This window comes from Kandleria sp. (assembly GCF_017934775.1).
GTDB lineage: Bacteria > Bacillota_I > Bacilli_A > Erysipelotrichales > Coprobacillaceae > Kandleria > Kandleria vitulina.
The window spans coordinates 1-15632 of record NZ_JAGBIX010000090.1; the positions used below are offsets into that span (position 1 = coordinate 1).

Annotated in this window: 18 protein-coding genes and 1 tRNA gene; 8 read left to right on the top strand and 11 right to left on the bottom strand. The window is 36.1% G+C overall.

The window, feature by feature from the left end; all coding sequences use genetic code 11:
* Positions 1-179: 179 nt before the first annotated feature.
* The 6 genes from J6L95_RS09495 to J6L95_RS09520 all read right to left on the bottom strand — a co-directional run bounded on the left by J6L95_RS09495 (position 180) and on the right by J6L95_RS09520 (position 4837).
* Positions 180-1817 carry a Na/Pi cotransporter family protein gene (locus tag J6L95_RS09495; RefSeq protein ID WP_287458957.1) on the bottom strand — a complete coding sequence of 546 codons (1638 nt, stop codon included), beginning with the start codon at positions 1815-1817 and terminating at the stop codon, positions 180-182.
* A gap of 107 nt (positions 1818-1924) precedes the next feature.
* The gene (gene pfkA / locus J6L95_RS09500) at positions 1925-2884 is read right to left on the bottom strand and encodes a 6-phosphofructokinase (RefSeq protein WP_029070853.1); all 960 of its coding nucleotides are present in this window, start codon (positions 2882-2884) and stop codon (positions 1925-1927) included.
* A 35-nt stretch (positions 2885-2919) separates the two neighbouring features.
* Positions 2920-3504, bottom strand: coding sequence for a hypothetical protein (locus tag J6L95_RS09505; protein WP_029070854.1), 585 nt, complete (start codon positions 3502-3504; stop codon positions 2920-2922).
* Entirely contained in the window at positions 3504-3875 is a 372-nt protein-coding gene (locus tag J6L95_RS09510; protein ID WP_051551150.1) for a tetratricopeptide repeat protein, read from the bottom strand. The genes J6L95_RS09505 and J6L95_RS09510 overlap by 1 nt, the downstream gene beginning before the upstream one ends.
* A 95-nt stretch (positions 3876-3970) precedes the next feature.
* Positions 3971-4426, bottom strand: coding sequence for a YcxB family protein (locus tag J6L95_RS09515; RefSeq protein WP_029072926.1), 456 nt, complete (start codon positions 4424-4426; stop codon positions 3971-3973).
* Positions 4427-4429: 3 nt separating this feature from the next.
* Complete coding sequence (locus J6L95_RS09520; protein ID WP_029070856.1) at positions 4430-4837, bottom strand: hypothetical protein; 408 nt, start codon at positions 4835-4837, stop codon at positions 4430-4432.
* Positions 4838-4994: 157 nt separating this feature from the next.
* Between J6L95_RS09520 and J6L95_RS09525 the strand changes: the two genes are divergently transcribed.
* The 6 genes from J6L95_RS09525 to J6L95_RS09550 all read left to right on the top strand — a co-directional run bounded on the left by J6L95_RS09525 (position 4995) and on the right by J6L95_RS09550 (position 10146).
* The gene (locus tag J6L95_RS09525; RefSeq protein WP_287458958.1) at positions 4995-5705 is read left to right on the top strand and encodes a GGDEF domain-containing protein; all 711 of its coding nucleotides are present in this window, start codon (positions 4995-4997) and stop codon (positions 5703-5705) included.
* Between the two features lie 8 nt (positions 5706-5713).
* On the top strand, positions 5714-6427 hold the full coding sequence (locus J6L95_RS09530; protein ID WP_287458959.1) for an alpha/beta hydrolase: 714 nt from the start codon (positions 5714-5716) through the stop codon (positions 6425-6427).
* A 222-nt stretch (positions 6428-6649) separates the two neighbouring features.
* A complete protein-coding gene (locus J6L95_RS09535) occupies positions 6650-8077 on the top strand; it encodes an amino acid permease (protein ID WP_287458960.1) in 1428 nt (475 codons plus the stop codon).
* Positions 8078-8150: 73 nt separating this feature from the next.
* Positions 8151-9470, top strand: coding sequence for a M18 family aminopeptidase (locus J6L95_RS09540; protein WP_029070860.1), 1320 nt, complete (start codon positions 8151-8153; stop codon positions 9468-9470).
* The gene (locus tag J6L95_RS09545) at positions 9470-9898 is read left to right on the top strand and encodes a hypothetical protein (RefSeq protein WP_029072923.1); all 429 of its coding nucleotides are present in this window, start codon (positions 9470-9472) and stop codon (positions 9896-9898) included. The genes J6L95_RS09540 and J6L95_RS09545 overlap by 1 nt, the downstream gene beginning before the upstream one ends.
* Positions 9880-10146 carry a DUF1294 domain-containing protein gene (locus tag J6L95_RS09550; protein ID WP_287458961.1) on the top strand — a complete coding sequence of 89 codons (267 nt, stop codon included), beginning with the start codon at positions 9880-9882 and terminating at the stop codon, positions 10144-10146. The genes J6L95_RS09545 and J6L95_RS09550 overlap by 19 nt, the downstream gene beginning before the upstream one ends.
* A gap of 12 nt (positions 10147-10158) precedes the next feature.
* Here J6L95_RS09550 and J6L95_RS09555 read toward each other — a convergent pair whose 3' ends face one another.
* The 5 genes from J6L95_RS09555 to J6L95_RS09575 form a co-directional block, all read right to left on the bottom strand.
* Positions 10159-11205: a transglutaminase domain-containing protein gene (locus tag J6L95_RS09555; RefSeq protein ID WP_287458962.1), complete on the bottom strand. Its 1047-nt coding sequence runs from the start codon at positions 11203-11205 to the stop codon at positions 10159-10161.
* A 312-nt stretch (positions 11206-11517) separates the two neighbouring features.
* Positions 11518-11763, bottom strand: coding sequence for a hypothetical protein (locus J6L95_RS09560; RefSeq protein ID WP_029070864.1), 246 nt, complete (start codon positions 11761-11763; stop codon positions 11518-11520).
* A gap of 3 nt (positions 11764-11766) precedes the next feature.
* A complete protein-coding gene (locus J6L95_RS09565) occupies positions 11767-12543 on the bottom strand; it encodes an HAD family hydrolase (RefSeq protein WP_029072920.1) in 777 nt (258 codons plus the stop codon).
* 479 nt (positions 12544-13022) lie between these two features.
* Positions 13023-14138: an IS110 family RNA-guided transposase gene (locus J6L95_RS09570; protein WP_287458963.1), complete on the bottom strand. Its 1116-nt coding sequence runs from the start codon at positions 14136-14138 to the stop codon at positions 13023-13025.
* Between the two features lie 472 nt (positions 14139-14610).
* Positions 14611-14684: transfer RNA gene (locus tag J6L95_RS09575), tRNA-Trp, on the bottom strand.
* Positions 14685-14786: 102 nt separating this feature from the next.
* Between J6L95_RS09575 and J6L95_RS09580 the strand changes: the two genes are divergently transcribed.
* Complete coding sequence (locus tag J6L95_RS09580) at positions 14787-15143, top strand: rhodanese-like domain-containing protein (protein WP_029070866.1); 357 nt, start codon at positions 14787-14789, stop codon at positions 15141-15143.
* A gap of 76 nt (positions 15144-15219) precedes the next feature.
* Positions 15220-15489, top strand: coding sequence for an HPr family phosphocarrier protein (locus J6L95_RS09585; protein ID WP_074685973.1), 270 nt, complete (start codon positions 15220-15222; stop codon positions 15487-15489).
* Positions 15490-15632 lie beyond the last annotated feature (143 nt).

The following is a 15632-nucleotide window of genomic DNA, read 5'->3' on the forward strand; positions in this document are numbered from 1 at the left end:
TCTATGTCCATGTTTGTAGTCTTTATTCATGAACGTTATTATACAAAAAGAGCCCCGCTTAGGCGAGGCTGAGTTGAGTCCGTCGGCTTTCATCCCACAAGCTAAAGCTTGATGGGTTTTCAGCCGTAAGCATTATATAAACAAAAAGGATTGCTTTAAAATTAAGCAATCCTTCGTGATTATAACTGTGAAATAAGTTCTGTATCCTTTTTAGCCAATTTGGCGATATTGTAAGAGTGATCTCCAGTACGATCTAAATCCTGAAGCAATTTTGTGAAGATGACACCCTGTGCTGTATGACAGATACCTTCACGTAATCTTACAACATGATCATCCAATGCTTTTGTGATCATATCCTGAGTTTCTTTAATAAGTCCCTGTACTTCTATTTTCTGACTAGCAGTAAGATCTTCTTTGAAGAACGCATCAATAGAAAGATCGTAGATCTTGATAACAACATCATAGATTTTACGTACATCTGCCATACCATACTCAGAGAAAGACAGATTATCTTCAATTGTACGTTCTGTTCTTTCTAGAATATTCATAGCATGATCACCAATACGTTCAAGGTCGATTAACACATGGAACAGTTTCCCAACATACTCTGAGTTATGTGGACTAAGCTGTTGCGCTGTCAAGGTAATCGCAAAGTCAGAAATATTAGAGTTTAACCAGTTGATCTTTTCTTCATTTTCACGAATAAGATGTGCATGTTCCAATGTTCCATTGTTAAATGCCTGAATAGATAACTCTAGATTTTCTCTTACGATTCCTGCCATTCTTACAATTTCGCTTGAAACCTGAGCCACTGATGATGTTGTATTGCCTACATGCAATGGATCGATATATAAGAATCTGAAATCTGAATCATGTTCTTTTCTCTTGATGACTGTTTCAGATAACTTAACAATATACTTGACAAATGGCAATAAGATAATAGCTGTAACAACCTTAAAGATAATATGTCCACTTGCTACTTGAACAGAACCATTAGCTGAAAGATTTGTCAAGAATGATGTATATGGTGTCAAAATAGCAAGAGGTGTAAAGATCAGCATACCTACTACATCAAAGATAAAGTAGATAAACGCTGCTCGCTTAGCATTTGTCTTAGCCCCAATTGAAGAAAGCAATAGTGGCATAGCACTACCAACGTTTACCCCAATAATAAGGTAAATAGCAAAGTTCATTGGCATAAGTCCCTGTAAAGCTAACGCCTGTAATACCCCGATAGAAGCTGATGATGACTGAAGAATCGCACACATCAATCCCCCAACAAGAAGTCCCACAAGTGGGTTGTTGGCTTTCATAATAAATGATTTAAAAGCGGCACTTGTCTTTAATACACCCATAGCGCTATCGCCGCTCATGTATTTAAGGCCAAAGAACAAGATACCAAAACCTAAAATGATCTGTCCGATATTTCTTTTTGTGCTCTTTTTACAGAACATGATCATAACAATACCGATGAAAATACAGATTGGAGCAATTGCCGATACGTCAATTGCGATCAAGACAGCGGTAATGGTTGTACCGATATGAGCGCCAAGAATAACAGCCGATGCCTGCAGCAATGTCATGATTCCTGCGTTCAAGAACCCCATCAGCATTACTGTCGTAGCTGATGATGACTGGATAATTGTTGTTACGAGAAGTCCTAACAAGAATCCTTTAAAGCGATTATTTGTGAGTTTTTCAAGCAGACGCTTGAGAGATGTACCAGCAACTTGGTTGATTCCATCGCTCATATATCTCATCCCAAAAAGGAAGAGTCCTAAGCCGCCTGCAAGATTAATGATATTGACTATATCCATACTATTAATCCTATCCTTTTTTATTCTACTTCTACAGTATATCAAAACTGATTCTGTAATCTCAATAAATTATTAGCATGTTACGGATATTTTACACAATCTTAACATTAGACCATATCCCTAAATAATGCATACATTTGTGCATAGCTATCATCTTTTTCATTAAGTGCTTCATCGATATCTCTTGCGAGAATCTGATCATTTTTTACACAGATGCACTTATTGCTTTCATTTTTCATCAATACTTCTACGGCTTCTCTTCCCATCATGGAACCAAGAAGGCGATCTTCAGGAGTCGGACTTCCTCCTCGCTGAATATGTCCTAAGGAGATTGCACGACCAGAAAAACTTGTTTCTAATGAAATCTTTTTTGCGAGTGCTTCTATATCCAACAGCTTCTCGCTTGCAATAATCAAAGCATGACGCTTCTTGCGAAATTGATCATGTACTGCAAGTTCAGCCATCACCTGATGCTCATTAAAACCAATTTCCCTATTGATCAATATTTCAGCACCGCAGGTTATCGCACTCCACAATGCTAGCTTGCCACACTTGTTTCCCATTACTTCCACAATAAAACAGCGATGATGAGAACTAGATGTATCTCTTAGCTTATTGACTGATTCACAGATGGTATTAAGAGCAGTAGAGAATCCAATTGTCTTATCTGTTCCTTTTACATCATTATCAATGGTAGCAGGTATTCCCACACAAAGAACCCCTTTTTTCATTAAAGCCTGAGCTCCACGGTAGCTTCCATCCCCTCCGATCACAACTAATCCTTCAATACCTCTTTTTCTAAGCTGTTCAACGGCTTTTTCTTGAATAGCATCTTCCTTGAATTCAGGATAACGTGAAGAACCTAAAAAAGTTCCTCCTTTTGTTAATATTTCTGAGGCATCCTTATAACGTAAAGGAAATATTTTTCCCTGAACTAGTCCTAAGTAGCCATCTTCAATACCATAGATCTCCAGATCGTTCTTTAAGGCCGTACGAATAGCAGCTCTAATCGCCGCATTCATTCCTGGGGCGTCACCACCGGATGTCAATATTCCAATTCTTCTCATATTTCTTCCTCTTTTCTTTATAAAAAAGAGATGTCCTAATCGACATCTCTCAATGCTTTTAGTATCTTTTTCTTCTCATTATTTCTTAAAATAACATCCATGGCTTCAATGGTGATTTTAGCTAAAGAGAGTGCTTTAACATAGCTTTCATCATCAATTGTTACAATATGATCAATATAGATAATATCTATTTCTGGTAGATCCATGTCATTAAAAAATATTTTAAGATCAAGCCTTTTTACATCATCATGGGGAAAATACGTACATAAGGCATTCTTCTCAGTCGCTTCCTGAAAACCTCCCACCATGATCAGTTCTCCATCTCTTCTAAGCTCATAGCCTAAAAGATCTTCAAAGGCGTAGATACGCTTACGATGTCCTTCATTTTTAATATCACTATGAATGCTAAAGCTTAATAACTGATGATCGACATCTACTCGCAAGTTTGCCACTGTATGAGTTGGATCAAACAGCTTCAATAAAGCCTGCTGTCGATGTGTTCTTAATAAGGATAGCTTGTTTTTATCCTGCAGTTCATTCATATATTCTTTAGCTTCATCTTTAAGCTTTTCGGTACTCTTATTTACAAAGGATTTTAATTCATTCAAGGATGTATTCATCACTTTTCACTCCATTCTTCTACTTCACAATACAATTCTTTCGCTTTCTCTATATCTTTATATAATCCTAATCCATGTTCATAGAAATAAGCGAGTCTTAGTGTTCCTTCTTTATGATGATTTCGATAGGCAATCAAGTAATAATATCTTGCCTGATTATAGTCCTTCTTGACAATCAGACCTTTCTCATAGAGCGTTCCTAGATGAAAAGCACATACGCCATCACCTTTTAAAGCACCCTCATTCCATAATTCAAGTGCTTTCTTCTTGCTCTTTTTTACGCCTTCTCCTTGCCAATACTTCTGTGCAAGCGAAAACAACGCCTGCATATTCCCTTGTGTAACCTCTTTTCTTAATGTTTCAATATCCATATTCTCACATCCTATTATTAACATAATACCATGAAAAAGTAACTTTCACATCATATTGATATAATATGAAAAAAAAGCTGTCATGAAAAACAGCTTTATTTGACTTGATTATAAATAAATGTTTCAAATTGTTCATAATCCCCTTTAACAAAGGCATCTCTTTTTACTAGTATGATTTTCCCTTCACCTAATGAAAGAATAATACCGTTCTTTAAAGGGATGATTTTTTGAATCTGACGATATTCCACACTCATCTTCTCATTATTTTTTATGACTTCGATATATTCATTGAAATGAATGGACACTTCTTCTCCTGTAGATAAATGGGCATTTACAAGATAAGGAGAGTAAATGATGCTTATTAATAATAACAGCGCTGCAATGCCTTCTATTGCGGCAATGATGTAATGTCCATGCATAATGCCAATAATGCACATAACAATCGCAAATAGATCTAGCAATCCTCCTCTTATATAGAAAGGGCGACAGACAATCTTGTAGGCATACTCCTTAAATGTATCCTTATCTATTCTGTATTGATTTATAAACATTGATTATTCTCCAAATGTCATTAAGTGCTCAATAGGAAGACGATGCGCAATAAATGAAGTGAGCGCATTGTATACACCACTTGTAGCACCATAATAATGATGGTTTCTATTATTCTTCTCTACAACTGTCAGTTCCCACATCCCAAAGCCAGGAATGATATTGTAGGTCGCCTGATCAGCAAATGTATGTTCTATTTCATCAAATAATTCTTTCATGATGGCTGCATCTACATTTGTTTCAACCTTACGTCCTTTTTTATAATGTCCATATCCATGACCATAGAGACTTGAGAAAAACTGTACTTTCCCATCGCTTGTCAAAGTGAGTTTCTGTTCAACTTCAAGTTGAGGATTATTATCCGTATTCATTTTTTCAATATTCGTATAGATCTTAATCTTCTTGATTTGCATGCCTAATCTCCTTTTATTCTTAAAATATTATACTTCATTACGTATTGTAATGCAAAATACACTTAGCAATAAAAATCGTCTCGTTTTATTCTCGAGATTGAATTTACGTCATAAAATCGATAAAATACAGTTATATTAGAATTAAAGGATGATATTTATGGAGAACTATGTTATTACACAAGCTTTTCTCGACAAAATGAATGAAGTCTTTGATTACACTCTTCTTAAAGAAGATATCTTCGATAAGGACGATATTGAGCACGAAGTATCTTCTATTGAAGTTAAAGATTACGTTTCTTATTTTGTATGTAGAAAACATGTACTCATTGATGGTGAACCGCGTTTATTGGAATTTGGGTACAAGATCAACGAGAAGGTAAAGCATCAGGTTATAGACGATGGTCCTAATAGTGTTGCCCGCTATACAAATTATGAGACTGGTCTATATAATAGACGCTATTATCATGAGCAGGTAAAGAAGTACCCATGTACCGGGCTTGCTTTTTTGAATATTGATCACTTGCGTTCGATCAATAAGAAATACGGTCGTCTTGTGGGCGATGAGACGATAGCATTTATTTCACAGGTTATTCGTATTAGACTTGGTCCAGATGATGTTGGCATTCGCTATGGTACCAATGATTTCATGCTTGTTTTCTATCATTTAGATGAACTTGCATTTATTGAAAGATTAAAGGATATTCACAATATTGTACAGGCTTATACAAATACGCAATATCCTGATTTAAAGCTTACTGTCAGTATTGGGGGCGCATATCGTAATGATATTGTCGCTAATCTTATTGATACTTGTGATGATGCCCTATATGAAGCTAAACAATCTGAAAATGCCTTAATTATCAAGTAAGAGGTTTTATGAAAAAATTATTAAAGAAGATTCTTATCACCCTTGTTGCTTTTTTCATGATGATAGCAATCGGATTTGGCATCTATGTTTCTGACTACTATAAGCCAAACCACAATGCCTTAAAGGCAATAAGAAGTGATAATGTGATTAAAGTATATAATCGTGATAGCTATTTTCTTTTTAAAGGGAAAGATGTGAAAGCAGGCATCATTTTTTATCCTGGGGGCAAAGTCGATGAAAGATCCTACGCCCCTTTAATGCGACTGCTTGCAAAAGAAGGATACGCTGTCATGCTTGCAAAAATGCCCCTGCATCTTGCGATGTTTGGGCTTAATAGAGCTAGCGATATCAAAAAAGACAATCCTAAAATTAAACGATGGTTTTTGGGTGGACACTCACTTGGTGGAGCCATGGCTGCGCGATACCTTTCTAGTCATAAAGATTTTGAGGGCTTATTTCTATTAGCAAGCTATTCCACTAGCAAGCTTCCTAATCATATGAAATGTCTCTCTATATATGGAAGTCAAGATCAGGTGCTTAATCGTAAATCATATAAAAAGTATCATCACAACCTTCCTCAGAGCACAAAAGAAATTGTCATTCAAGGTGGCAACCATAGTCAGTTTGGAAACTATGGTTTTCAAAAAGGAGACCACAAGGCAAGCATCAGCTACAATGAGCAGCAAACACAGACTGCAAGAGCAATCAGTTCCGTTTTTTGATTGCTCTTTTTATATTTTTTCGTAATCATTTTAAGGAATAGTATTAATATTGATGTTAAAAATAGTGTTTTTGCGTATAAAATTGAAAAAAACACCCAAAATAGCAAAGTTTTTGATGACTAATTTATCGAAAGTGATATAATTACTAATCGGCGCCTCATTTTATTAAGAATAAGGGGAACAATTCTATAAAATGTCGCTTAATTTTAACGGAGGAATTCTATGGATAATAGCAAAAAAATCAAATGGCATAACCTGGCCTTCATGGCATTCTCTACTGTTTGGGGTTTTGGTAACGTATTAAACGGATTCATTTACTTCAATGGTATTCAGGTTATCTTCAGCTGGATTTTAATGTTCGCTCTTTATTTCGTACCATACGCACTTATGGTTGGTGAACTTGGTTCAGCATTCAAAAACGCTGGCGGAGGAGTCAGCTCATGGATTCATGAAACTATGGGTCCTAAATTAGCCTACTATGCAGGATTTACTTATTGGGCATGTCACATTACTTACATTGCTTCTAAAGGAAGCGGTGGGTTAAAAGCATTAAGCTGGGTAGTCTTTAGAAATGCAGAAAAATTTGCATCATTCTCAACTCTTCAGATTCAGTTAGCTACACTTGTAGTATTCTTATTCTTCTGCTGGGTTGCTTCTAGAGGTTTAACTCCATTAAAGAGCTTAACAGCTATCGCTGGTTCTTCTATGTTCGTCATGTCAATCTTATACATCATCATGATGTTCGCTGCACCAGCAATCAATCCTCATGCACATTTCGTCTCATTAGACTTTAGCTGGAAAAACTTAGTTCCCCAGTTCAACGTTCAGTATTTTACAAGTCTTTCAATCTTAGTATTCGCAGTTGGTGGATGTGAAAAGATATCTCCATATGTTAATAAAGTAGAAGACCCTGAAAGAGGATTCCCTAAGGGTATGATCGCTTTAGCTATCATGGTTATGATCTGCGCTATCCTTGGTACTGTTGCAATGGGATTAATGTTTGATCCAAAGGAAATTGTAAAGAACTTTGATGCTTACAATGCCAATGGAGCATACTGGGCATTCCAGAAATTAGGACAGTACTATCATATGGGTGATTTATTAATGGTTATCTATGCCGTATGTAATACAATCGGTCAGTTCTCTACTTTAGTATTAAGTATTGATGCACCATTAAGAATGTTATTAGATAATGAAAATGCAAGACAGTTCATCCCAAGTGGTTTATTAAAGAAAAACAAATATGGTGCTTATATCAACGGTATCTGGTTAATCGTTGTATTAGCTGGTTCAATCATCTTAATCCAGTCATTTGTTCCTGGTGCAGATGCGGTATTAACTCAGTTAACTAAACTTAACTCAGTTGCCATGACAATGCGTTACTTATGGGTATTCGCAGCTTATATTGCTTTAAGAACTGCTGTCAACTACAAAAAATTCCCTGCAGAATATCGTGCATTCAAGAGCCAGTTTGTAGCTAAAGTAGCTGGTATCTGGTGTTTCGCTGTTACTGCTGCCTGCGATATTTTAGGTATGTATGATACTGATAAATTTACTATGATCTTAAAGATCGCTACTCCATTAGTATTATTAGCTTTAGGGTTAATCATGCCTGCAATCGCTAAATTAGAACAGAAAAAAGAAGCATAATGCGTTAATATCCTTTTGGGTTTACCAAAAGGATATTATTGTTTATAATTCAATTTGAAGGAGGAATACTTTCATGTATAGAGAAGTATCAGAAAAATTATTACAATTTCTTCAGAAGTCTCCAACCGCATTTCATGCTGTTGATAACATCAGAAACAGACTTCTTGAAAATGACTATGTAGAACTTAACGAAGGTTCTTCATGGCAGCTTGAAAAAGGGAAAAAGTATTTTGTAACAAGAAACAATTCAAGTATCATTGCTTTTAACATCGGTAATCAGCTTGATAACTATTCATACAATATCATTGCAGCTCACAGTGATTCTCCTACATATAAGATCAAGGAAAACTGTGATATTCAGGTAAACAACCAGTATCTTAAATTAAATACTGAAGGATACGGTGGAATGATCGATAACACTTGGTTCGATAGACCTTTAAGTGTTGCTGGTCGTGTACTTGTAAAACAGGGAGATCAGTTTGTAACTCGTTTAATCAATATTGATAGAGATCTACTTATGATCCCTAATGTAGCTATCCATATGAACAGATCAGTCAATGATGGCTATAAATATAATAGACAGGTTGACCTATTGCCATTATTTGGTGGTAAAGATTCAAAACCTGGTGATTTTAAGGCATTGATTGCGAAAGAATTAAACGTTGAAGAAGAAGCTATTCTTGGTAGCGACTTATTCTTATACAACAGACAGCCTGCTTCTATCTGGGGTGCTAATAATGAATTCATTTCTGCTGGTCATCTTGATGATCTACAGTGTTCATTTAGTGCTATGGAAGCTTTACTTGCTGGTGGAAATGATCGTTCTATTAATGTTATGGCTATCTTTGATAATGAAGAAGTTGGTTCATTAACTAAACAGGGTGCTGATTCTACTTTCTTAGCTGATACATTATCAAGATTAAATGCTGCATTAGGATTTAATGATGAAGATCTACATAGAGCTATCGCATCAAGTTTCATGCTTTCTGCTGATAATGCTCATGCTGTTCATCCAAACCATCCTGAACATACAGATGTAAACAATTGTGTCTATATGAATGAAGGGGTTGTCATCAAATCACATGCTGGACAGAAATACTGCAGTGATGGTGTTTCTATTGCTATCTTTAAAGATTTTGCTAAAAAAGCAAATGTACCAGTACAGTTCTTCGCTAACAGAAGTGATAAGAACGGTGGTTCTACATTAGGTAATATCTCTCAGTCTCATATCTCATTAAATTCAGTAGATATCGGTCTTCCACAGCTTGCTATGCATTCTTCATATGAAACTGCTGGTATTAAAGATACATACTACATGATTCAGGTTATGACTGAACTTTATAACTCTCATATTGAAGAAATTGATAGTCACAATATCAAGATTACAAAATAATGGCTACTAAAAGACCTAAAAGACACGAAGTAAGAAGTCATCAGCATCAAGTTAATGTTGCACTAGGTGAACAGGAACAAAATAAATATATGATATCCCTTGTCTCTTCAACTATGGGATATTATATTGTTCTACTTTTTATCAAGGCCTATTTCAGCAAACGTTACTTTGTCAATTTCTATATCGATAGCGCTGTTGCTCTTGTATGTCTAATCTTCAGCATTATACAGCTTCGTTATCAATATAAATTCTATGAGTCTACATCCATTTCTAAAAGACCATTCATGATCACTATTGGCGGTATTATCGCAGCATCAATCATTACGATGTTAAGCCTTAAATCAGCCGATATCGCTGGTCTTGTATTAGTGATCTGTCTCTTTGTTTCAAAAGGGATGGCTAACAAGGAATGGAAAAAGAATTCTTAATACTTATCAATATCATAGCTTTTATCACATTTGGTATTGATAAATATAAAGCCGTACATCACAAATGGCGTATTCGTGAGAATACGCTATTTTTCTTAGCTATCATCGGTGGTGGTTTAGGTGCCCTTCTTGGTATGCATGTTTTCCATCATAAGACAAAGCATAATAGCTTTAAATACGGTATTCCCTTTATTCTTATGATCTGGATTATACTCATAATATTAAAAGAGAATTCACAATTACTGTGAATTCTCTTCTTTTTATACAATAAGACTTGAACGATGATCTAAGTAGTGATTCTTAAGTGGAGATCTGCTTAGATAATAATTTGTAGAACGTGTTGTATCATCCCAAGTTACATCAATGTATTTACCATTGACATAGTTCCATGCATGGTTTCCAGCTCCAGAACTTCCGTATGCTGTACCAGTCATGACACGACAGTTAATACCTGCCATCTCACACATCTTGTAGAACAGCATTGCATATCCCTGACAGACAGCTCCACCATCAATCAAGGCATTGTAGGCTGAATAGCCACCTGATACATATTCTGTATTGTTTACGATATAATCATGAATCTTTTTAATTTTTGTTTCCCCACTACCGGACATAGATGATAGTGCAGAACGAATTTTATTTGTAAGTGCTACTTCATTGCTGTAGGATGTGCGATATGTGAATGTCAGAATGAGCTTATTCGTGCTAATAGCATAGCTACATGCATTATATGAAAGATAATCATAATCTGATACATAATTTGCTTTAGGATCAAATAAGCTTTCTCTCATCTTAGCACCATTGATTGATGTACCAAATCCTGGTGCATGAACTTCAATTCGCATATAGCGATTGGCCATTGCTTTACCAATCTGCTTATAGGCATCCACTGCTGAATTAGCATTAATCTTAATATCACGGCCACTGCTCACAACCTGGTTGGTAAATCTGATCTGTTTTTTTACTGTTGTAGCTTTAGGAATAACAGCTACCGAAGTGACATATTTCTTTTTACCGACCTTACCGATAATCTTGACCTTTCCTACACGTGAAGCAGTAAGATTTCCCTTCTTTGTAACATGTGCAATGCGTGAAGAAGAACTTGAATATGAAAGTTTTTTCTTTTGTTTCTTCTTTAAACCAGTTATCTTGAAGTTGTATCTGCTACCTTGTGAAATGCGAAGAGCTTTTACGTATCTTACTTTACCTTCAAGGAATTTAATTGAAGTTCCAAAGCAAGATAATGCGATAGAAAACGCTGTAATTATCATAATAATTTTCTTTCGCGTCATTTTTCTAGGATTCATAATCACACCTCCTTTTTCACTTAAAGTATAACATTCCCGTCACATATCTCCGAGTGTTTTTGACTATTTTTTGACCAAAAATGCAAAAAAATGGATTTCCTAGAAACAGATGTCCACCATTCATCTCAATCTAGAAAATCCTGCCCCATAATAAATATAGATCCCTCACCTAAAGATCTATATCTGCAGTGATACACATTATTATTATGATTCGTGCAAATCTCACTACAACCGTATTATAGTTCTTTTCTTTTGTCATGTAAATACTTCTAGAACAAAAAGTAAAATAACAGTCATGAAAATTAAAAATGTTTAATTATCGAAGTCTAAAGATAATGTTTTATAGTCTTTTGTAAGTGGCTGTACTTCTTTCAGCCATTGAAGCGCAGCTTCAATTTCCCTTGGATCAGATTCCATAATGCCACCAGTACAAAGCTGAACAACATCATAGATGGACTGCCATAAATCATCCAAAGCTCCTGTCTTTTCATCAGCCATTTCACTATCTAGGTAGACATCAAGTTCTCTACCGCTTTTCATTGCTTCTTCTTTAGTCATAATCTACTCCTTAATCCAATTAAAATGTTGAAGGGCGTGCAATATCCCATCATTGTTAATATCATCTGTAATATAGTCAGCGCGTTTCTTTGCCTGCTCATCGCCATTGCCCATACATATTGAAATATCTGCGTACTTGAACATCTCAAGATCATTTTGAGAATCTCCAAATGCAACATATCCTTCTGATTGAAAATGATCCACAAAATACTGGCATCCTTTTGCTTTTGACACCCCCTTGATGCTGACATCCGCATAACAGCTCATTCCAGGGAGCACATTACATCCTTCAATATCAAGGAATGGTGCATAATCATATCCCATTGGTCCATAAATAATCATAGCCCATACATCTTCATGTCCATCATATTTTTCTACTGGTCCAATGACATTATTAAAATAGGCTTGTGTTGTTTTAACATATTCATCAGGTTCCTTGGTAATCGTTCTCTTTTCTTTCTTTAAAGTGACCGCATAATTAAGCTCATCCGCTCTTTTGATTACCTCAATAACAGTTGAAGGATCGAAAGCTTTCTCTTCAATCACATTTTCATTATGATCAAGGAGAAGTTGTCCATTATTTAATACAAACCCATCCCAATCAATGAGTTCATTGATCTTCGTACGCTTTAATGAATCATAGGCTCTACCTGTTGAAATAATTAACTTATATCCCTTTTCTTTTAAAGTATCCAACGCTAGCTTTGTAGAAGAGGAAACTTCATGATTGACATTATCTCGAAGAGTTCCATCTATGTCAAAACAAAAGATTTTATTCATGCTTACCTGTTATGAAATGACCGTTGTCAAGACGCAATTAAACAAACCATAATATTTCTATTTAGTTTTTCCTTATCAAGGGCATAGAAAGACCTCAATTATATAGAGTCCTGCGACAGTTAACCATCCTGTTATACGTGGATTGGGTACCAAAAGGTTAATGGTTCGTCGACAGCCCTATAATCTCCATGCGTGGATCAGTGCGTTATTGTTCCAATGAGATCGCGACTTCTCACTGAAACGGCACTGCCAGAAGAGGTAAAACTCAGATGGCTGAACCTTTTCTATTCATTTGAGGCCCGCCTATGCCCTCGATATGCTTATTGCATCTATCCTGCGGTATTTCACTTTCCTTTCTTCATATTCTATATTCAATTAAGGATAATAATATATTCATTCCTATCGGGAAGATCAGTACAGATCATCCCGTATTGACCGCCGATTTCCCAATATTCTCATAGCTATAAACAGTATGTTCATTAACTGATATGTCCTGTTTCAATGCCCCATATGAAGCATGCCAGCTCTCGTGCTATCGCAGTAATGACTATGTTTCTGTTCACATTTCGATAGATCATATGATGGTATTTCTTCTGCAGTCTCTCAACCGCCTTGTCTGCATAATCGATGACCTTTACATCCTGTCCCTTCTGCTTTGCCTTCACTTTTTTTCCTTTCTTGCCTATCGTGTCCCTTACCAACACCTGTGCCGCTTCTATGAGCGTTTTTCTTATCATGCTGTTCCCCATCTTGGTGATGCTCAGTCGGTTGTTCTTTTCGCCGCTTGAGTTCTCGGCAGGCGTAAGGCCGCAGTAGGATGAATAGGCAGCTGCATTGGGAAATCTCGAAAAGTCAGAAGTCTCTACATGAATGGTCATGGCACTTGCTGTATCAATGCCCTTGAGGCAGCGCAGCTGCTCCACCTTTTCCTTGTATCTTTCCTTCTGTGCCATTTCCTCAAGTCTTCCCTTGAATCTCTCGATTCTTTCTGAAAGCGAGTCATACTCAGACAGATACTCATCCAGTATTTCCCTGAATTCAGGTTCAAGTTCAAGACCGTTCATCCATTTGAGGTGTGCTGGAATCCATCTTGAATTGCCGGGATAGCGCAGTCCAAGTCTCAAAAGAAATGCATTGATCTGCTGCTTGATCCTTTTCAGCTGTGTCTTAAAACAGCCCATCATTCGGATGTACTCCTTGGTCTTGACATCTTCGTGGTCCGGAACATAGACCGACTTGTAGGAATTGTTTGCCAGGTTTGTCGCAATGTTTCTGGCATCTCTTCTGTCGTTCTTTAGCACTTTGTTCTTGGCTGGTTTCTGCATAGTTGAAGGAGCCAGAATGACGCATTCTATTCCTCTGGCTGCAAGCTCCCAGTATAAGGAATATCCAAGACATCCTGCCTCATAGCCAGTCTTGACCTGAGCTTCAGGATTGCCAGACAGATCCCTTGCATTTTCAATAAACTTGGCAATCAGATCAGAATCGGCTGTGATTTTTGTTTCGGCTAGAATCTCACCTGTTGCATCGCTAACCGCGCATAAACTATACGTATTCTTATGGACATCCATACCAACATAAATTATACTATTCATAGTGACCTCCTATTGTCGTTATGGTAACAACTCATTATATATTTTTCATTCTTATTATGAGTTTAAATCCACGTTTTGACAACTAGGAGGTCATTTCATATTATCTCCTTATTTCGTTCATTATAGCATCATGACAAAAAGAAAAAAAGACGGATTCAAAGTCCGTCTTCTGTTTCTTTGTATAAGAAACAATTTATAAACAAAATGCAAAATAGCCACCTATAGTAAATAGCGTTTACATAAGGTTTAACGCCATGGTTAATATACCACAAATGTTTCTCATTAACAATGAATATCTTAATTGATATAGGCCGCAAGTTTTTGTGCTTCTATTCTCTTTTTCCAATTCCTACTGCTGCCCCTACAAAAAGTACAAACACCAATAAAATAATAAGCTTATTTCTTTTCGATCCAAACCAATCTTTCTTTACTTATAAAAAAACTCTAGCATACGCTAGAGTAATAATTAGACTGGCAGGGGCTGCAGGAATCGAACCCGCATCAACGGTTTTGGAGACCGATGCTCTACCATTGAACCAAGCCCCTATCTCAAGTACTTGTTTATAATAGCATAAACGTAAATTGAATGCAACACTATTTTGACGTATATTCTACTCAATGTTAAAATACATATAAAGAGGTGAAACTATGTTATTTGGCAAGAAAGATATCATTAAAAGCAAGGAGATTAATGAGGCATACAAAGAATTTGAAGAGGATACAAGCATCATTTTATTATGTGTTGATGAACAGGTTACATTTGATGAATGTCATCCTGTAGGTGCACAATGTTTTCCACTACGCATCATTGAAGATGAAGCAAAGAAAATGCTTGATAAAGATTTAAAGTATTATGTCTATGCACTAAGAAAAGGTACATCATATACTGCTGCTAAGAAGCTTGTAAAATTAGGATATGATGCTTATGATTTAGGATCTTCTATTCCTTTTAGAGGACCTGAAGAAGGATTTCACAAGAAAAATAGAAGAAAAAGAAAAAAATAGTAAATTTTCATATAATGAAAATTTACTTAACGATTTCCTTTTGATATAATATAAATATTGAAAAGGAGGTCGTTGTATGTCAAAAGCAGTTACTTATAGAATTATTCACCCCGATGGTCTATATGCAGGTTTGGTTGAGAAATTAATCAAATTTGCTGGTGACTTCAACAGCGATATCTCCATCTCATATGGAGGGAGAACTGTAAATCTTAAATCTTTTATGGGGGTTGTATCATTGGGAGTCCCAAATAAAGCTGATATCACAATCACAGCTGATGGATATGATGAAAACAAGGCAATTCGTGAATTTGAAAAACAGCTTAGAGCGTTAAAAGTGATACAATAAATAAAGGGGCTGACCCAGTAAAGTGATTTATGGATAATCACTGAGCTGGACCAGCTCTTTTTTTCTTTCTTTGACTCCCTACAGCCAGATAAAATCTGTTTACGGGCATTTAGACATAAAAAAACACCCATTTTTGGGCGCAA